This is a genomic window from Mesorhizobium sp. XAP4 (assembly GCF_029269325.1).
In the GTDB taxonomy this organism is placed as follows: Bacteria; Pseudomonadota; Alphaproteobacteria; order Rhizobiales; family Rhizobiaceae; genus Mesorhizobium; species Mesorhizobium ciceri.
In genome coordinates, this window is sequence record NZ_JARIXW010000001.1 from 1,472,856 (window position 1) to 1,490,037 (window position 17,182).

The 17,182-nt window shown below is 62.0% G+C and carries 16 protein-coding genes; 6 read left to right on the forward strand and 10 right to left on the reverse strand.

Features of this window, described 5'->3' with window-relative positions:
- The first annotated feature begins 39 nt into the window (after positions 1-39).
- The 3 genes from P3C39_RS07445 (at position 40) to P3C39_RS07455 (ending at position 3,367) form a co-directional block, all read left to right on the forward strand.
- Positions 40-702: a TerC family protein gene (locus P3C39_RS07445; protein ID WP_013531644.1), complete on the forward strand. Its 663-nt coding sequence runs from the start codon at positions 40-42 to the stop codon at positions 700-702.
- Positions 703-838: 136 nt separating this feature from the next.
- Positions 839-2,152: a 30S ribosomal protein S12 methylthiotransferase RimO gene (gene rimO / locus P3C39_RS07450; protein ID WP_064993202.1), complete on the forward strand. Its 1,314-nt coding sequence runs from the start codon at positions 839-841 to the stop codon at positions 2,150-2,152.
- A 108-nt stretch (positions 2,153-2,260) separates the two neighbouring features.
- Positions 2,261-3,367, forward strand: a complete 1,107-nt coding sequence (locus P3C39_RS07455) for an acyltransferase (RefSeq protein ID WP_275953018.1) — start codon at positions 2,261-2,263, stop codon at positions 3,365-3,367.
- 47 nt (positions 3,368-3,414) lie between these two features.
- On the opposite strand, the gene P3C39_RS07460 is transcribed toward P3C39_RS07455, so the two are convergent.
- The 8 genes from P3C39_RS07460 to P3C39_RS07495 all read right to left on the reverse strand — a co-directional run bounded on the left by P3C39_RS07460 (position 3,415) and on the right by P3C39_RS07495 (position 11,723).
- Positions 3,415-4,482, reverse strand: coding sequence for a BMP family ABC transporter substrate-binding protein (locus tag P3C39_RS07460; protein ID WP_013531647.1), 1,068 nt, complete (start codon positions 4,480-4,482; stop codon positions 3,415-3,417).
- A 50-nt stretch (positions 4,483-4,532) separates the two neighbouring features.
- The gene (locus P3C39_RS07465) at positions 4,533-5,453 is read right to left on the reverse strand and encodes an ABC transporter permease (protein WP_275953019.1); all 921 of its coding nucleotides are present in this window, start codon (positions 5,451-5,453) and stop codon (positions 4,533-4,535) included.
- Positions 5,453-6,583 (reverse strand): ABC transporter permease, encoded by a 1,131-nt coding sequence (locus P3C39_RS07470; protein ID WP_013531649.1) that lies wholly within the window; start codon positions 6,581-6,583, stop codon positions 5,453-5,455. Before P3C39_RS07470 ends, P3C39_RS07465 begins: the two co-directional genes overlap by 1 nt.
- On the reverse strand, positions 6,580-8,157 hold the full coding sequence (locus P3C39_RS07475) for an ABC transporter ATP-binding protein (RefSeq protein ID WP_275953020.1): 1,578 nt from the start codon (positions 8,155-8,157) through the stop codon (positions 6,580-6,582). The genes P3C39_RS07470 and P3C39_RS07475 overlap by 4 nt, the downstream gene beginning before the upstream one ends.
- A 133-nt stretch (positions 8,158-8,290) precedes the next feature.
- Positions 8,291-9,268 carry a quinone oxidoreductase gene (locus P3C39_RS07480; protein ID WP_275953021.1) on the reverse strand — a complete coding sequence of 326 codons (978 nt, stop codon included), beginning with the start codon at positions 9,266-9,268 and terminating at the stop codon, positions 8,291-8,293.
- 57 nt (positions 9,269-9,325) lie between these two features.
- Complete coding sequence (gene pcsA, locus P3C39_RS07485; protein WP_024503276.1) at positions 9,326-10,132, reverse strand: phosphatidylcholine synthase; 807 nt, start codon at positions 10,130-10,132, stop codon at positions 9,326-9,328.
- 23 nt (positions 10,133-10,155) lie between these two features.
- The gene (locus P3C39_RS07490; protein ID WP_013531653.1) at positions 10,156-10,770 is read right to left on the reverse strand and encodes a DUF1326 domain-containing protein; all 615 of its coding nucleotides are present in this window, start codon (positions 10,768-10,770) and stop codon (positions 10,156-10,158) included.
- A 14-nt stretch (positions 10,771-10,784) separates the two neighbouring features.
- Positions 10,785-11,723 (reverse strand): DUF2182 domain-containing protein, encoded by a 939-nt coding sequence (locus P3C39_RS07495; RefSeq protein WP_275953022.1) that lies wholly within the window; start codon positions 11,721-11,723, stop codon positions 10,785-10,787.
- A 70-nt stretch (positions 11,724-11,793) separates the two neighbouring features.
- Between P3C39_RS07495 and P3C39_RS07500 the strand changes: the two genes are divergently transcribed.
- Positions 11,794-13,005: a UbiH/UbiF family hydroxylase gene (locus tag P3C39_RS07500; RefSeq protein ID WP_275953023.1), complete on the forward strand. Its 1,212-nt coding sequence runs from the start codon at positions 11,794-11,796 to the stop codon at positions 13,003-13,005.
- Here the strand turns inward: P3C39_RS07500 and P3C39_RS07505 are convergent.
- Positions 12,982-13,944, reverse strand: a complete 963-nt coding sequence (locus P3C39_RS07505) for an AEC family transporter (RefSeq protein ID WP_127368242.1) — start codon at positions 13,942-13,944, stop codon at positions 12,982-12,984. The two genes, P3C39_RS07500 and P3C39_RS07505, sit on opposite strands and share 24 nt — an antisense overlap.
- Before the next feature lie 125 nt (positions 13,945-14,069).
- Here P3C39_RS07505 and hspQ point away from each other — a divergent pair, with 125 nt between their 5' ends.
- Positions 14,070-14,393 carry a heat shock protein HspQ gene (gene hspQ / locus P3C39_RS07510; RefSeq protein ID WP_027161605.1) on the forward strand — a complete coding sequence of 108 codons (324 nt, stop codon included), beginning with the start codon at positions 14,070-14,072 and terminating at the stop codon, positions 14,391-14,393.
- Positions 14,394-14,466: 73 nt separating this feature from the next.
- Here the strand turns inward: hspQ and P3C39_RS07515 are convergent, their stop codons facing one another.
- The gene (locus P3C39_RS07515) at positions 14,467-15,096 is read right to left on the reverse strand and encodes an invasion associated locus B family protein (RefSeq protein WP_013531658.1); all 630 of its coding nucleotides are present in this window, start codon (positions 15,094-15,096) and stop codon (positions 14,467-14,469) included.
- Positions 15,097-15,356: 260 nt separating this feature from the next.
- Between P3C39_RS07515 and P3C39_RS07520 the strand changes: the two genes are divergently transcribed.
- Complete coding sequence (locus tag P3C39_RS07520; protein WP_275953024.1) at positions 15,357-17,177, forward strand: extracellular solute-binding protein; 1,821 nt, start codon at positions 15,357-15,359, stop codon at positions 17,175-17,177.
- Positions 17,178-17,182: the final 5 nt, after the last annotated feature.

Below are 17,182 nucleotides of genomic sequence, written 5' to 3' on the forward strand. Positions count from 1 at the left end.
CGACGAACACTCGGCAAAATCAGCAAGGGCTTCCGGTCGATGGACATTTTTTTCAGCGCTGCCAGCCTGACCGCCCTGCTCCAGGTCATCGCCATCGACCTCGTGCTGGCCGGCGACAATGCGATCGTCATCGGCCTTGCCGCTGCCGGCCTGCCGGCTGACCAACGCAAGAAGGCGATCCTCATCGGCGTGATTGCGGCAACGGTGCTGCGCATCGGTTTTGCCGCAATTACCGTCAAGCTGCTGGCGATCGTCGGCCTGCTGCTGGCCGGCGGCATCCTGCTGCTGTGGGTCTGCTGGAAAATGTACCGCGAGCTGCGCACGTCACATGCCGATGAGCTGGAAGCGACCGAGGCGCTGTCGAATTCGGACCTCAACAGTGACCAGGCAGTCGCCGGCAAGTCGAAGCGCAAGACCCTTGGCCAGGCTGCCTTGCAGATTGTCGTCGCCGATGTGTCGATGTCGCTCGACAACGTGCTGGCGGTGGCTGGAGCGGCGCGTGATCATTTTCCGGTGCTGGTCATCGGCCTTGTGCTGTCGATCGCGCTCATGGGGCTGGCTGCGACCTTCATTGCCAAGCTGCTGCATCGCCACCGCTGGATCGCCTATGTCGGCCTGCTGATCATACTCTATGTCGCGCTGGACATGGTCTATCGTGGCGCGGTGGAGGTCTGGCCACATGTGAACAACGTGGTCGGCTGAAGCTGGCGGACATCCGCGTCTTCACTCCGTCGAAGCAAGACCGCCGTGCGTTTTGCCGCATCGCGGGCCTGCCCATACCAATGCCGCAATAAGTGTGGTACTGCGCCGGCAATCCTGAAAAGCCCGGAAACCCTCTATGTCCGCTCCCCGCGTGAGTTTTGTCAGTCTTGGATGCCCGAAGGCCCTCGTGGATTCGGAGCGCATCATCACGCGCCTGCGCGCCGAAGGTTACGAAATCGCGCGCAAGCATGACGGCGCCGACCTCGTCGTCGTCAACACCTGCGGTTTTCTCGATTCCGCCCGAGACGAGTCGCTCAACGCCATCGGCTCCGCGCTTTCGGAAAACGGCCGAGTGATCGTCACCGGTTGCCTGGGCGCCGAGCCGGACGTCATTCGCGAAAAGCACCCGAATGTGCTGGCGATCACCGGGCCGCAGGCCTATGAGAGCGTGATGGCCGCGGTGCATGAGGCCGCACCGCCTTCGCACGATCCCTATATCGATCTCCTGCCGCCGCAGGGTGTCAAGCTGACGCCGCGCCACTACGCCTATCTCAAGATTTCCGAAGGCTGCAACAACCGCTGCACCTTCTGCATCATTCCCGCACTGCGTGGCGACCTCGTCTCGCGGCCGGCGGCAGATGTGCTGCGTGAGGCTGAGAAACTGGCCAAGGCTGGCGTCAAGGAACTTCTGGTCATCTCGCAGGACACCAGCGCCTACGGCATCGACATCAAGTACCAGACGTCGATGTTCGGCGACCGTGAAGTGCGCGCAAAATTCCTCGATCTTTCGGAGGAACTGGGCAAGCTCGGCATCTGGGTGCGCATGCACTATGTCTACCCCTACCCGCATGTCGCCGACGTCATCCCGCTGATGGCGGAGGGCAAGATCCTCCCTTACCTGGATATCCCGTTCCAGCATGCCTCGCCGCAGGTGTTGAAGAACATGCGCCGGCCCGCGCATGGCGAAAAGACGCTCGAGCGCATTCGCGGCTGGCGCGAGGTCTGTCCGGATCTGGCCATCCGCTCGACCTTCATCGTCGGCTTCCCCGGCGAGACGGATGACGATTTCGAGATGCTGCTCGACTGGCTCGATGAAGCCAAGATCGACCGCGCCGGCTGCTTCAAATACGAGCCGGTCCGCGGCGCCCGCTCCAACGATCTCGGTCTCGAACAGGTCCCGCAGGAAATCAAGGAGGCGCGCTGGCACCGCTTCATGCAGCGTCAGCAGAAGATTTCGGCGACACAGCTGGCCAGAAAAGTCGGCAAGCGCCTCCCGGTGCTGATCGACGAGGCGCATGGCACATCGGCACAGGGCCGCACCAAATACGACGCGCCCGAGATCGATGGCTCGGTGCACATCCAGTCGCGTCGTCCGCTGCGCCAAGGCGATATCGTCACCGTCAAGATCGACCGTGCCGACGCCTATGACCTCTATGGTTCGGCGGTCTGACGCCTCGTTCCGCGTAAATTTACTACATCTGGCGATAATCTAGGCCTCTTAACCCGCTCAGCCGCGATCCGCTCTATGGTTTGCCGACCGTAGATGCGGGAAATGCGGATGAACACCAGACCTGCGGAACAAAATTACATTGCGACGCTGGACCTGCTCAGGCTGGTCGCGGCGATGGCTGTCGTGTTCTTCCACTATTTCTTTCGCGGCGCGGCTGCCGAGGGCATTCTGGCTGAGGGTTATCCGCTTGCGGCACCGTTCGCCCTCTACGGCTATCTCGGCGTCAATCTGTTCTTCCTGATCAGCGGTTTCGTCATTGCCTGGTCGGCGGAAAACCGCAGTTGGGACCAGTTTGCGGTCGCGCGGTTCGTTCGCCTCTATCCGGGCTTCCTGCTCTGCATGACGATCACCTTCGCGATTGTCTTCCTTGCCGGGTCGCCGCTGCTTTCGGCCTCTTTCGTTCAGTATGCCGCCAATCTGTCGATGTTCGCGCCGGCGTTCGGCCAGCCCTTCATGGACGGCGTCTACTGGTCGATCGTTCTTGAGCTGGTGTTCTACGGCTGGGTGACGCTGGCGCTGCTCACCGGGCTGTTTCAGAAACGCAAGCTGGAGCTGATCTTGATCTGGCTGGCGATCTCGGCCTTGAACGAGTTCTTCATCGGCAGCGGTGCCGCCAGGCTGCTGTTCATCACCGAGTTTGGACCGTTCTTCGCCGCCGGCGTGGTGGTCCACCACCTGCATGCGCATGGCCGTTCACTGCCTGCAATGCTGCTGCTTGCCGCCGCCTTCCTGATCTCCTGCGGCACGCTGTCGGTGACGCAGCACTGGATGCTTGGCCACTACGGCATTGCCGTTTCGTCGGCCAATCTGGTCATCGCCAACGTCGTCATGCACACGGCCTTGATCGGTGCGGTGCTGCTGCGCAATCGTCTGCGGCCATCGGCGCTCACCCTGGCGCTGGGCGGGCTGACCTATCCGCTCTATTTGCTGCACCAGGACATCGGCTATCTCGTCATCAATGCGGCAACGCCCCTTATCGGCAAATGGTTTGCCGCCTTTGGCTGCGGCGCACTTATGCTTTTCGTTTCGTGGGCAATCTGGCGCGCCTGCGAACGACCCGCACAGCGGTTGCTGAGGATTTGGCTCGGCCGCGCGGTCGATGCTGGCTTGGCGCGATTTCGTCGCGTCTCAGCCGGAGCGCAGCCCGCCGAATGAAAAAGGGCGCCTCGCGGCGCCCTCCTCATTTCGATCTCTTGTGCTGCCTACTGCGGCAGCTTGTCGTCGACACCCTTCACATAAAAATTCATGCCGAGCAGCGTGCCGTCATCGGCGACTTCGCCATCCTTCAGCCACGGCGTGCCGTCTTGCTTGGCGATCGGCCCGGTGAAGGGGTTCCAGCCGCCGGCGATCTTCTTCTCGGTGGCCTCCGCCATCGCCTTCACGTCGTCGGGCATGTTGGTGTAGGGGGCGAGCTTGACCGCGCCGTCCTTGATGCCAAGCCAGACATTGTCCGGCTTCCAGGTGCCGTCGAGGGCTGCCTGGACCCGGCTGATGTAATAGGGACCCCATTCGTCGGTGAGCGAGGTCAGCTGCGCGTTCGGCGCGAACTTGATCATGTCGGAGGACTGGCCGAAGCCGTGCAGCTTGCGCTCCTCGGCCACCTGCAGGGCAGCGGTCGAATCGGTGTGCTGGACGATAATGTCGGCACCCTGGTCGAACAGCGCCTTGGCGGCGTCGGCTTCCTTGCCCGGATCGAACCAGGAATTCACCCAGACGATCTTGGCCTTGAAGTTCGGGTTGATCGACTGCGCGCCGAGCATGAAGGAGTTGATGCCCATCACCACTTCGGGGATCGGGAAGGAAACGATGTAGCCGGCAACGCCTGCCTTCGATTCCTTGGCGGCGATCTGGCCGAGCACATAACGGCCTTCATAGAAACGCGCATTGTAGATGCCGAGATTGTCAGATGTCTTGTAGCCGGTGGCGTGCTCGAACATCACCTTCGGGAATTTCTTGGCGACCTTCACTTCCGGGTCCATGAAGCCGAAGGAGGTGCCGAAAATGATCTTGCAGCCTTCGCGTGCCAGGCGCTCGAAAGCGCGGTCGGCGTCGGGGCCTTCCGAGACGTTTTCAAGATAGGCGGTTTCGACCTTGTCGCCGAGCGCCTTCTCCACTTCGAGACGGCCCTGGTCGTGCTGGTAGGAATAGCCAAAATCGCCGATCGGGCCGGTGTAGACCCAGCAGGCCTTCAGCTTGTCCGCGGCCTCGGCCGTCGCTGCCAGCGACATGGCGGCGGTCGTGGTCATCAGGGCAATAAGCAGTTTTTTCATTGTGTTACCTCTCTGAGTTAGCCTTGGAGCTTCCCGTTTGTTTTTTGTTGTCAACGATCCGGAACGAATGGCTGCCCCAAGGAAGCCGGCGTGTTCATCATCGTCAGACGCTTGTTGCGCGAGATTAGAACGAGAACCACGACGGTTGCCAGATAGGGCAGCGAAGAAAGGAACTGTGAGGGCACTGGAATGCCAAAAGCCTGTGCATGAAGCTGGCCGATCCACACCGCGCCGAAGATGTAGGCGCCGGCCAGCACCCGCCATGGCCGCCAGGAGGCGAACACCACCAGCGCCAGCGCGATCCAGCCGCGGCCGGCGCTCATGTTCTCCACCCATTGCGGCGTGTAGACCAGCGAGAGATGGCCGCCGGCGAGACCGGCACAGGCGCCGCCGAAGATGACCGCGAGGTATCGGTAGCGGATGACCTTGATGCCAAGCGCATGCGCCGAGGTGTGGCTGTCGCCGATCGAACGCAGCGTCAGCCCGGTGCGGGTCTTGAACAGGAACCACATGACGGCGGCGGTCAGTGCGATCGAGATGTAGAAGATCGGATCCTGGCCAAACAGCAGCCTGCCGATCACAGGGATTTCCGTCAGGCCGGGAATGTCGAGGTTGGGCAGCCTTTCGCCGGGCTGGCCGACGAAGCTGGTGCCCATCATGCCGGACAGGCCAAGGCCGAGCAGCGTCAGCGACAGGCCGGTCGCCACCTGATTGGTGGCCAGCGACAGCGTCATGACGGCAAACAGCAGCGAGAACACCGCGCCCATGGCAATGGCCGCCAAAAGGCCGATCCAGGGCGATCCGGTGAGATAGGTTGCGCCGAAGCCGCCGACGGCGCCCATGATCATCATGCCTTCGACGCCGAGATTGAGTACGCCGGAGCGCTCGACCACCAGCTCACCGATTGCCGCGATCAGCAGCGGCGTTGCCGCGGTGGCGATGGTCAGAAGGATGTTTACGGTGATGTCCATCAACGGGCTTCCTTCAGCTTCGGTGCGGCTTCGAGTTTGGCCACGCCTTCCGGTTTGGTCAGGGCCAGGCCGACCAGACGTATGCGGTAGTGGATGAGCGTGTCGCAGCCGAGCACGAAGAACAAAAGCATGCCCTGGAACACCCGCGCCACCTTGTCGGAGATGCCGAGCGCGCTCTGCACTGCTTCGCCGCCGAGATAGGTCAGTGCCAGCACCAGTCCGGCGGCAACGATGCCAAGCGGGTTGAGACGGCCGAGGAACGCCACGATGATGGCGGTGAAGCCGTAGCCGGGCGAAATGACGGGCTGCAGCTGGCCGATGGCGCCCGAGACCTCCGAGATGCCGGCAAGTCCCGCCAGCGCGCCCGACAGCAGGAAGGCAAAGAACACCATCCGGTTGAGGCCGAAGCCGGCGAAGCGTCCTGCCCGCGGGCTCGAGCCCAGCACGCGCACCTCGAAACCTTTCAGCATGCGGCTCATCAGGATCCAGACCAGCACCGCGGCGACCAGCGCGAAGACAAAACCCCAGTTTGCCCGTCCGGCATCCGGCATCAGTTCCGGCAACACGGCCGAATCGTTGAACTGGATGGTCTGCGGGAAGCCATGGCCCTGCGGATCGCGCCAGGGGCCGCGCACCAGCCAGTCAAGGAAAAGTTGCGCGACATAGACCAGCATCAGGCTGGTCAGGATCTCGTTGGTGCCGAAGCGCGTCTTGAGCAGAGCCGGGATCGCCGCATAGGCCGCACCTCCGACCATGCCAAGCAACAGCATCAACGGCAGCACCAGCGGGCCTTCGAACTGCGGAAACAGTACTGGAAGCATCGAGCCAACGATGCCGCCGAGGATGAACTGGCCTTCGGCGCCGATGTTCCAGATGTTGGCCTTGTAGCAAACCGACAGGCCGACGGCGATCAGGATGAGCGGCGCGGCCTTGATCGCCAGCTCATGCAACTGCCAGATTTGGCTGATCGGCTCGATGAAATAGATGTTGAACGCAGTCAGCGGATTGACGCCGAGCAGCGCGAACATGACGGCCCCGGCAATGATGGTCAGCGCGAAGGCGATGAACGGCGACAGGGCCGAAAACAGCATGGAACGCTGCGGACGTTTGACGAGTTCGAGGCGCATCATGCCGTCTCCAACGTGTGTTCGGCGTGACCGGGTTCGGCGCCACCCATCAGCAAGCCGACCTTCTCGAAGGTCGCTTCGGCGATCGGCATCGGCTTCGACAACTCGCCATTGTGCATGACGGCGATCGCATCCGAGATCTCGAACAGCTCGTCGAGATCCTGGCTGATCACCAGCACCGCCGATCCGCTGCGCGACAACTCGATCAAGGCCTGGCGGATGTGGGCGGCAGCGCCCGCATCGACGCCCCAGGTCGGCTGGTTCACCACCATGACGCTTGGCCGGCGGTCGAGTTCGCGGCCGACGATGAATTTCTGCAGATTGCCGCCCGAAAGAGCCGCGGCCTCCGGATCCGGCGCGCTCTTGCGCACGTCCATCGCCTCGATGATGCGTTGGGACGCGGCCTGGATGGCGGCGCTCTTGACCATTCCGCCGGAACCGACGAACGCCTTGCCGTCGGTGGCATGGCGCGACAGCAGCAGGTTTTCGGAAAGCTTCATGCGCGGTGCGGCACCGTGGCCGAGGCGTTCCTCCGGCACGAAGGCAGCGCCCAGCAGGCGTCGTCCGGTGATGGTGAGGCTTCCCGAATCCTTGCCGCGAATGCGCACCGAGGCGGCATCCTGCTGCAGCACTTCGCCTGAAACGGATTCGAAGAACTCGCCCTGACCATTGCCGGCGACGCCGGCGATGCCGATCACCTCGCCGGCGCGGACGTTCAGGTTGATGCCCCTGAGCGGGATCGAGAACGGCGTTGCCGGTTTGCGGCTGAGATTGCGGATTTCGAGCAGCGGCTGCGCCTTGTCGATGCCCTCGACCGGCGCGCGCACCACGGCCTGCACCTCGTTGCCGACCATCATTCGCGCCAGCGAAGAGGCTGTTTCCTCACGCGGATTGCAATGGCCGACCACCTTGCCGTGGCGCAGCACGGTGGCGCGGTCGCAGATGCGTTTGACCTCTTCGAGCCGGTGCGAGATGTAGAGGATGGATTTGCCTTCCGAGCGCAGGCGCTCCAGCGTCTCGAACAGCTTGTCGGCTTCCTGCGGCGTCAACACCGAGGTCGGTTCGTCCAGGATGATGAGCTGCGGCGTCTGCAGCAGACAGCGGATGATTTCGATGCGCTGGCGCTCGCCCACCGACAGGTCGCCGACCAGCGATTCAGGATCGAGCGGCAGGCCATAGCTGAAGGAAAGCGCCCTCGCCTTCGCAGCGATGCTGCTGATCGGCGAGCCGTCGTCCAGCGACAGCGCGATGTTTTCGGCCGCGGTCAGCGCCTCGAACAGCGAAAAATGCTGGAACACCATGCCGATGCCGAGCTTTTTCGCGACGCCCGGGCTGGAAATCCTGACGGCCTGACCGTTCCAGAAGATCTCGCCGGCATTGGGCTCCAGCGAGCCGAAAAGCATCTTGACCAGCGTCGACTTGCCGGCGCCGTTTTCGCCGAGCAAGGCGTGGATCTCACCCCTGGCGATGTCGAGATCGATATGATCGCACGCCGTCAGCGTGCCGAATATCTTGGTGAGGCCACGCACCTCAAGCAGGTTCGTGCCGTCCTGATTTGCACTCACAGTGCCTCCCATCTGGTTAGCCAGACATGTTCTGTGTTCCCGCAGGCATGGTAGGCGCGGCCGGCTCTCATCGGAAAGCGGCACACGTCTTGAAAGAGCTTCAAGAATTTCAGCGGAAATTCAAGGGATAGCAAGGCAGAACGAACTAAGGGATGAGAATGGTCGTCCCTGTGGTCCTGCGGCCCTCGAGGTCGGAATGCGCCTTGCCGGCGTCCTTCAGCGCGTAGCGCTGGTTGATCTTGATCTCGACCGCGCCGCTGAGCACGACCTCGAACAGAGCGGCAGCAGAAGCGTCGAGGTCCTCGCGTTTTGCGTTGTAGACGAACAGTGTCGGCCTTGTTGCAAACAACGAGCCCTTCTGTGCCAGCAACGACATGCTGAACGGCGGTATAGGTCCCGAGGACTGGCCAAAGCTGACGAACATGCCAAGCGGCCGCAGGCAGTCGAGCGAAGCCGGAAACGTGTCGTTGCCGACCGAATCGTAGACGACATCGCATTTCTTGCCGCCGGTAATGGCGGCGACGCCGGCGACGAAATCCTGTTCCTTGTAGTTGATGACGTGATCGAAACCATGCGCCCTGGCGAGCTCGATCTTGTCGGACGAGCTGGCGGTGCCGATGACGGTGGCGCCGAGATGTTTTGCCCATTGGCCGAGGATCAGGCCGACGCCGCCTGCCGCGGCATGGAACAGGATCGTGTCGCCGGCTTTCACCTTGAACGTCCGCCGCAGCAGATATTCCGCGGTCATGCCCTTCAGCATCATCGCTGCGGCCTGTTCGTCGCTGATGCCATCCGGAACCTTGACGGCGCGGCTGGCATCGATGACGCGTTCTTGCGCGTAAGCCCCCGTCGTCACGGCATAAGCGATGCGATCGCCCGGATTCAGCCAGTCGACGCCATGGCCGACCTCCAGCACCACGCCGGCGGCTTCGCTGCCTGGCACGAGCGGGAAGCCGCCGGGTGGCGGATAGAGACCGGAGCGATGGTAGACATCGATGAAATTGAGGCCGATCGCGGTGTGCCGGACCAGGATCTGCCCGGATCCCGGCTGGCCGGGATCAGCGTCCTCATAGGTCAGAACTTCCGGGCCGCCATTGGCATGAATGCGGATCGCTTTGGACATTGCTAGGCTTCCTGTGGGCTAGGCTTGTGGGGCCAGGCTCCCTGTGGGAGTGGCCGATCAGGCCTTTTTGGCACCGAGATTGGGAAAGAACTGCATGATGCCACCGATGCAGGCAAGATAAAGCCCGGTGATGGTGATGCCGATCTTGGTGAAGGTGCTGACCTGCTCGCCCAGCACGCCGATCTGATCGTAGAAGGCGGCGAGCGCCGCTTGGGCCAGGGCAAGCGCGCCGAAAGCGCACCACAACAGGGTCATCCCGAGGTTGATGCGCCGCAGCCGCACCACCCGCACCGGGTGGATGAAGTTGATCGGCACGAAAGTCAGGACGCCGGCCACCACCACCACCGCGAACGAAACCCATTGTCCGGGCTCGATGACGAACAGGGTGAACACCACCATGTTCCAGACCACCGGGAATCCCTTGAAGAAATTCTCCTTCGTCTTCATGCCGGTGTCGGCATAGTAGATGGCGCTGGAAACGACGATGATCGCCGCCGACAGGAATGACAGGCCCTCGCCCATGAAGCCGCGCTGATAGAGCGCGAAGGCCGGGATCAGCACGTAGGTCACGTAGTCGATGATGTTGTCGAGCAGTTCGCCCGACCATGTCGGCAGGATCTCCTTGACCTCGAGTTTTCTGGCGATCGGCCCATCGATGCCGTCGACGAACAGAGCCAGCCCGAGCCACCAGAACATTGCGGTCCAGCGCTCTTCACTTGCCGCCACGAGCGACAGGAAGGCCAGGAACGACCCCGAGGCGGTCAAAAGGTGGACGGAGAACGCCCTCGCCTGCGGCCAGGTGACCTTCTTCTTCGGGCGCGGAATCCGGTCCGTGATCTTTTTGGCGGCTTTTCGTGCTGCCAAATTCCTGGCCGTTGTGTTCTTGCTCACGGGCCCCGCCAATCCAGCTTGCAGATTTCGGCCGAACGGCCGGCGAAATTCCAATTGCGGCCAAAAGCCCGCATCTTGCTCTTGTCGGACCTGGCCACGATGATCTCGGGCGCGATCCAGTATTCCGAATTGCTGATCACCGTATCCTTGTCACGGTCCTTGCCTTGGATGGGTGTGACCGCTCCGTCGATAATCCTGGGTATCTGGAAGATACGCGTTTTGTCACGCGTCTCATAGGTGATCGGCACCTGCTCGACACCGAGGAATTTGCCGACGAGGATTGAGAGCAGCGATGTGGTTCCACCTGCCTTGCCCGTGAAGATCTTTGTCAGCGCCTTGACCGCATAGACAGAGGCGCGGCTGTCGATGAACAGGCCCGCGGTCCAGTTGCCGCGGCTCATATAGCCTGGGATTTCCATGATCAGCCCAAGATTGAGCCCGGACAGATCGACCTCACCGAAATGGCCGGCATCGATGCGAAACCCGGCCCATGTCTGGCAATAGCCTTCGGTCGGCGGATGATTGCCAAGCGAGAGCACGCAAGGGCAAAAAACCGTGCAATTGCAGGAGAGTACGAGCTCTCCCTTCATCGCCCAGCTCTGGTCTGCCATCGATTTTCCCCCACTCACAGCGAGACTACTAGCAGCGCGGCTGCCCAGACAAGCAGTATCGCACCGGCCAGCCGGGTTGGAACCCTGCTGGCCGTTTGTTTTTCGATCAGGGTGAACAGGCCGATCAACGCCATCCAGAAAACGTTCATGACGCCAACGGCGAACATCACCAGCATCAAGGCCCAGCAGCAGCCCAGACACCACAGACCTTGCGCGGCACCGAGCCGAAAGATGTTAAGGGGCCTTGCGCTCCAGCTCGCGAAAAGGATCGAGAACGGGTTCCTGCATTTCTTCAGGCAAGCTTCCTTCAAGCCGCCGAACTGGTAGAGGCCGGCAATCAGCAGAGCGAGCGCACCGGCAATGCCGACGACCGGATCGAGCATCCCGGCTGACGAAGCGAATGCATGGACGGCCAAGGTCAGCGCCGCGAACGCAATTGAAGCGGCGAGCCAGACGCTGAGATAGCCGGCGACCAGCAGCAGCGGGTGAACGACCGGTTCGCCCTTGATGCGTGCCGTGTCAGCGATCTCGCAATAGGTGCGTATCATCGGCGCCGCCGAAGGCAGCATCGTCGCGATCGCCATCAGGAACCACATCGAAACGAGCGCGCCGGCCTGCAAGCCGAGACCTGCGTCCAAAGGCACCGGTGAGAGGCACAGCACAAAGAACCGTTCCAGGAAATAGGGCAGCGGCAGTTGCGGCAGGCTGCGAAGGATCGTGTCGCCAGGGGCGCCGACGCCCGCAATCCCTGTTTCAGCCCCGCGGATTGCCATCGCCGCAAGAGACAGCCATGCAAGCAGGATGCAAGCGCCGACAACGACGTTTACCGTGACCCGGGGATTGCGCGCGATGCCGGCCATGGCGCGGCCGGCGCGGTCGAGATGGCTGAAGTCGTCCTGCTGGCCGGTCATGACATCCGAATGGGCCGAATCGCCGCGTTGATCAAGCGGCATGATCTGACCTATATGCTGATCGAACGGCAGGTCGGGTGGACCGCCTCGCATTGCAAGCCGGAAGCCGATCTTGGAGCATCAGCAAACTGCGCGGATACTGATTGCCGGCACGGGGCCGGCAGGGCTGATCGCGGCACTGGGTTTTGCCGCCGAAGGTTTCCCGGTGACACTGGTCGGGCCGGAGGCCACCGCCCCCGATGGTCGCACGACGGCCCTGATGAACCCTGCCTTGAAAGTGCTCGACCGGCTCGGCGTGCTCGAAGCCGTCAAATCCAAGGCGGCGCCTCTGAAGGTGATGCGCATCGTCGATGCCACCAGCAGGCTGATCCGCAGCCCGGTCGTCACCTTCCGCGCCAGCGAGATCGACGAGGATGAATTCGGGCTGAATCTTCCCAACAGCGTCCTCACCCCGGCACTCGCCAGCGCCGTTGCCGCGCATGCCGGCATCGACTGGCTGAGGTCGATGGTGGCGAACTGGCATCTCGATGCCGAGCATGTCCGTGCCGGCCTCGCCGACGGCAGCTCGGTTGACGCATCGCTGGCGGTCGCCGCTGACGGACGCTTGTCACCGGCGCGCCAGGCGGCCGGCATCTCGACCTCGGCCCGGTCCTACCCGCAGGCAGCTCTCGTCCTCAATTTCGGCCATAGCGGCGATCACGCCTTCACCTCGACGGAATTCCACACCGAGACCGGTCCGTTCACGCAGGTCCCGCTGCCCGGCAATCGCTCCAGCCTGGTCTGGGTGGTCAAGCCCGAGACCGCGACCGAGCTCGCCGCGCTGGACGATGCGACACTTTCTCAGCGGGTCGAACAGCAGATGCAGTCGATGCTGGGCCGGGTGGCTGTCGAGCCGGGCCGGCAGATCTACCCGCTATCGGCGGTGACGCCGCTGCGTTTCGCAAGGGATCGGGTGGCGCTGGTCGGCGAAGCCGCTCATGTGTTTCCGCCGATCGGTGCGCAAGGCCTCAACCTCGGCATCAGAGACGTCGACGATCTAATTGGAATCGCTTGTGAAAATCTATCCGATCCGGGCGCAGCCAAGGCGCTTGCAGCCTACGATTTCAAGCGCCGCCCCGACATTCTGGCGCGCAGCAGCGCGGTCAACCTGCTCAACATGTCGCTGCTTTCCGACATGCTGCCGGCGCAGATGGCCCGCGTTGCCGGGCTCGGCGTGCTCGGAGGCTTCGCGCCGCTTCGGGCTTTTTTCATGCGCGAGGGGCTTCGTCCCGGCAGCGGTTTTGCCGCGCTTGCCGGCGGGTTAGGGAAACAGGTCCGGCGCTAGGATATTGTGCCGGATCAGGTAGAGCAGCCCGGTAACGGTCACGACCGACAGGCAGGTAGTGATCAGCACACTGGCCGACGCTCGCTGTACCCAGACGCCATACTGCTGGGCGATGACGAAGACGTTCGTGGCGGTCGGCAATGCGGCCAGAAGCACCGCCGAGAAGACCCATGTCTCAGAGAAATTGCCGATCCAGCTCAGCACGACATAACAGAGCAACGGGTGCAGGATCAGCTTCAGCGCGGCGATCGGAACCATCTCATGCGGGACGCGATTGAGCGGCCTGAGCGCCAGCGTGACGCCCATGGCAAACAGCGCGCAAGGTGCGGCCGCACGGGAAAGATATTCTAGAAATCGCTCCACCGGCACGGGCGGTCGAAAGCCGATATAGGCGGCGCCGACACCCAGGGTGGTTGCGATGATGAACGGATGCAGCACGATCTTGCGCACGACGCCGAGCGCAAGCCGGAGAGGAGTGGTCTTCTCGTCGCCAGACAGCGCCATCATCATGGGCGCGATGGCGAAATGCATGATGTTCTCGAAACAGAAGATCAAGGCGACCGGCACAGCCGCCTCCTCGCCGAAGGCCAGCAATGCCAGGCCCGGTCCCATATAGCCGATATTGCCATAGGCGGCCGCGAGCGCCTTGATGGTCGATTGCGCTATCTCGCCGCGCGAGGTCAGGACCGACCCCATGAACATCAAGGAAAATATCATGAAGGTCGAGACGACCGAGCCGAAGATGAAGCGCCATTCCGTCAGGTCTTCAAACGGCGTCTTGGCAAGCAGCTGGAAGAAAAGTGCCGGCAGCGCGACATAGACGATGAACGTGTTCATCCAGCCGAGCGCGTCCAGCGGCTGCCTGGTGATGCGCGCCACCAGAAACCCGACAAAAATCAAGCCGAAGAACGGAAGAACAAGACCGATGACGTCAGACATTTTTATGCTGGTCCGAAACCCTGGCGCCGGGCTAGCCCGTTGCTTAATAGGGCGTCAAGCGCCTCGGGATTGAATTGATGCGCGGTCTGCGCCAAATAAGCTCAAGGAATTCAGTGGTGAGTACGATGAAAACAGCCAAATTCGCAATCGGACAGGTGGTTCGCCACCGGCTGTTTCCATTCAGGGGCATCATTTTCGATGTCGATCCGCAATTCGCCAACACCGACGAATGGTACGAAGCCATCCCCGCCGACGTGCGGCCGCGCAAGGATCAGCCTTTCTATCATCTGCTCGCCGAGAATTCGGAGACCGAATACATCGCCTACGTCTCCGAGCAGAATCTGCTTGAGGATCAGTCGGGTGAGCCGGTCCGGCATCCGCAGATCAAAGAGATGTTCGACAAGAGGCCGGACGGCGGCTACCAGCCGAAACGGCAGTCCACGCATTAGCCTGCTGGAAGACAATCACAAAAAAAGCGGGGCATGAACCCCGCTTTTTTGTTGGCTCGGCGATATCGGCCGATCAGTTGGCGGTCTTCGCCTTGTCCTGCTCTTCCTTGAGCTTCTTGGCGAAATCCTGGTTGTTCTTGGCGACGAAGTCCTGAAGCTTCTTCTGCCTGTCCTCGATGTCCGACTGCTGCAGCGCCGGGCCGTCATAGGCGCCGCTGAAGCCCTGCAGGGCGATCTTGATCGGATTGGGCTGGTTCTGGAAATTGACGGAAGTCAGCGTGATCGCCTGGCCTTTCTTGAATGCCGCGACGAGCTGATCGGTCAGCGGCACTTCGGCCACGCAACGATCCGGGAAGCAAATCACATAGTCGAGCTTCTGCGCCTTGCCGGTGTCGATCTGCAGGCCGATGCCGGGAGGCACCAGACGGCCGGTCGGAACCGTCACCTGGAACACCTTGCGGTTCACCTTGCCCTTGAGCTCGATCAGGCTGACGCCGGTGACCAGCTGGCCATTGCCGGCAGTGGTGATGTTCTGGACGTTGCAGATGTCGACATCTTCCTGCTTGGTGCAGGCCTTGAACCAGCCTTGCGGAATCTGCTGCTGCTGCTGTGCGGAAGCGGCGGGAAGTCCTGCGCCGAGAAAGCCGACCACGCCAGCGGCCATGACCGACAGGCGGTACGCGTTGCTGTTCAGGCTCGTCATGTCGTGCACTTCCTCTCAAATGATCCCGGGACCGGCTTCTTCGTGCCGTGTGGTCCAGCTACCTGTTGCCGAAATGAGGCAACAGAATGACTTCGGAGGGCGTGTTACACTGCAAGCGAGGCCGAATCCAGCCCGGCGCCTGCGATTCTTGGCCGTGCGATTTGGGCCGTGCGATTTGGGCTGATGTATCTGGCCGGAGCGCGGTGGCGCCATGCTAGGGTGCAGTCCGAATCATCAAGCCGCCCAGTAAGGAGACGGTCATGGGCCGCGTTCTTGTTTGGCTGATCACCGCGATATCGTTTCTCGCCCTTTCGCATCAGCCGGCCGCATCGGAGCCGAAGCACGCCATCGCCATGCAGGGCGAGCCGGCGCTGCCGCCCGACTATACGCATTTCAACTACGTCAATCCCGACGCGCCGAAGGGTGGCTCGATCACCTATTGCGTCGTCGGCAGCTTCGACAATCTCAACCCTTTCATCCTCAAGAGCCTGCGCACCACGGCGCGCGGCATGATGGATACGATCTTCGGCAATCTGGTCTTCGAGCCGTTGATGCAGCGCAATGCCGACGAGGCTTTCACGCTCTACGGTTTGTTGGCCGACAGCGCCGACATGGATCCGGAGCGCAAGAGCATCGAGTTCCATCTCAATCCGAGGGCCAAATGGTCGGACGGTCAGCCGGTGACGCCGGAGGACGTGCTGTTCAGTTATGATGTCTACACCGACAAAGGCCGCCCGCCTTACAGCGACCGCATGGCCAGGGTCGCCAAGCTCGAAAAGACCGGCGACCACAGCGTGCGCTTCACCTTCAACGACAAGGCCGATCGCGAATTCCCGCTGATCATCGCGCTGACCCCGATCATCCCGAAGCACGCCTTCGACAAGGAGACTTTCGACAGGACGACGCTCAAGCCGGTGATCGGCAGCGGTCCGTATACGATCGCGCAGGTGCAGCCAGGCCAGCGCATCGTCTTCAAGCGCAACCCGGACTATTGGGGCAAGGATGTCCCCGCCAAGCGCGGTTTCGACAATTACGACCAGATCACCATCGAGTATTTCCTCAACGCCAACGCCAAGCTCGAAGCGTTCAAGAAAGGCCTCTGCGCCATCGATGACGACAGCGATCCGGTGAAGCGCGAGCGCGATCTCGATTTTCCGGCCTTCCACAAGGGCGATGTGATCGCCGAAACCTTCGACACCGGCATTCCGCCTGTCGTGACCGGCTTCCTGTTCAACACAAGGCTGCAGAAGTTCGCCAACCCGGTCGTGCGGCGCGCGCTCGGCATGCTCTACGACTTCGAATGGGCCAACAAGAACCTGTTCGGCGGCAAATACACGCGCACGATGAGTTACTGGCAGAATTCCGAGCTTTCCGCGCTCGGCCATCCGGCCGACGACAGGGAGAAAGCGCTTCTGGCGCCCTACCCCGGCCGCGTGCCGGCCGATGTCATGGACGGCACATGGCGGCCGCCGGTGACCGACGGATCGGGCCAGGATCGGCGCGTCTTGAAGGCAGCTTTCGATCTTTTGAAAAGTGTCGGCTACCACGTGCAGAACGGAACGATGCTCGATCCCGAAGGCAAACCCTTCGGCTTTGAGATCCTGACCGCTTCGCAGGACGAGGAGCGCCTTGCCGGCATCTATCAGCGCACGCTGGAGAAGATCGGCATCAATCTCACCATTCGCAGCCTCGACGGCGATCAGATCCAGTCGCGCAAGCAGCGCTTCGATTTCGAGGTCTTGGTCGGATCGAGCGGCTTCAACAATTCGTTGTCACCCGGCATCGAGCAGAGCGGGCGCTGGAGTTCGACTGCCGCCCGGACGGAAGGCTCGTTCAATCTCGCCGGCGTCGCCGATCCGGCTGTGGACGCGGCAATCGAGGCGATGCTGCGCGCCCGCTCCAAGGAGGATTATGTTGCCGCCGTTCGCGTTCTCGACCGGCTGCTGATCTCCGGCAACTACATGGTGCCGATGCAGTACAACACGCAGCAATGGATCGCCTACTGGAACTACCTGGAACATCCGCAAAAGACGCCCATATTCGGGTATCAACTGCCAACATGGTGGCGCAAACCCAACTGAGGGAT

Bases quoted from the DNA above. Each gene is read 5' to 3' on its own strand.
- P3C39_RS07445 (WP_013531644.1), top strand. From the start codon at position 40: ATGGACATTTTTTTCAGCGCTGCCAGCCTGACCGCCCTGCTCCAGGTC.
- rimO (WP_064993202.1), top strand. From the start codon at position 839: ATGTCCGCTCCCCGCGTGAGTTTTGTCAGTCTTGGATGCCCGAAGGCC.
- P3C39_RS07455 (WP_275953018.1), top strand. From the start codon at position 2,261: ATGAACACCAGACCTGCGGAACAAAATTACATTGCGACGCTGGACCTG.
- P3C39_RS07460 (WP_013531647.1), bottom strand. From the start codon at position 4,482: ATGAAAAAACTGCTTATTGCCCTGATGACCACGACCGCCGCCATGTCG.
- P3C39_RS07465 (WP_275953019.1), bottom strand. From the start codon at position 5,453: ATGGACATCACCGTAAACATCCTTCTGACCATCGCCACCGCGGCAACG.
- P3C39_RS07470 (WP_013531649.1), bottom strand. From the start codon at position 6,583: ATGATGCGCCTCGAACTCGTCAAACGTCCGCAGCGTTCCATGCTGTTT.
- P3C39_RS07475 (WP_275953020.1), bottom strand. From the start codon at position 8,157: ATGGGAGGCACTGTGAGTGCAAATCAGGACGGCACGAACCTGCTTGAG.
- P3C39_RS07480 (WP_275953021.1), bottom strand. From the start codon at position 9,268: ATGTCCAAAGCGATCCGCATTCATGCCAATGGCGGCCCGGAAGTTCTG.
- P3C39_RS07490 (WP_013531653.1), bottom strand. From the start codon at position 10,770: ATGGCAGACCAGAGCTGGGCGATGAAGGGAGAGCTCGTACTCTCCTGC.
- P3C39_RS07495 (WP_275953022.1), bottom strand. From the start codon at position 11,723: ATGCCGCTTGATCAACGCGGCGATTCGGCCCATTCGGATGTCATGACC.
- P3C39_RS07505 (WP_127368242.1), bottom strand. From the start codon at position 13,944: ATGTCTGACGTCATCGGTCTTGTTCTTCCGTTCTTCGGCTTGATTTTT.
- hspQ (WP_027161605.1), top strand. From the start codon at position 14,070: ATGAAAACAGCCAAATTCGCAATCGGACAGGTGGTTCGCCACCGGCTG.
- P3C39_RS07515 (WP_013531658.1), bottom strand. From the start codon at position 15,096: ATGACGAGCCTGAACAGCAACGCGTACCGCCTGTCGGTCATGGCCGCT.
- P3C39_RS07520 (WP_275953024.1), top strand. From the start codon at position 15,357: ATGGGCCGCGTTCTTGTTTGGCTGATCACCGCGATATCGTTTCTCGCC.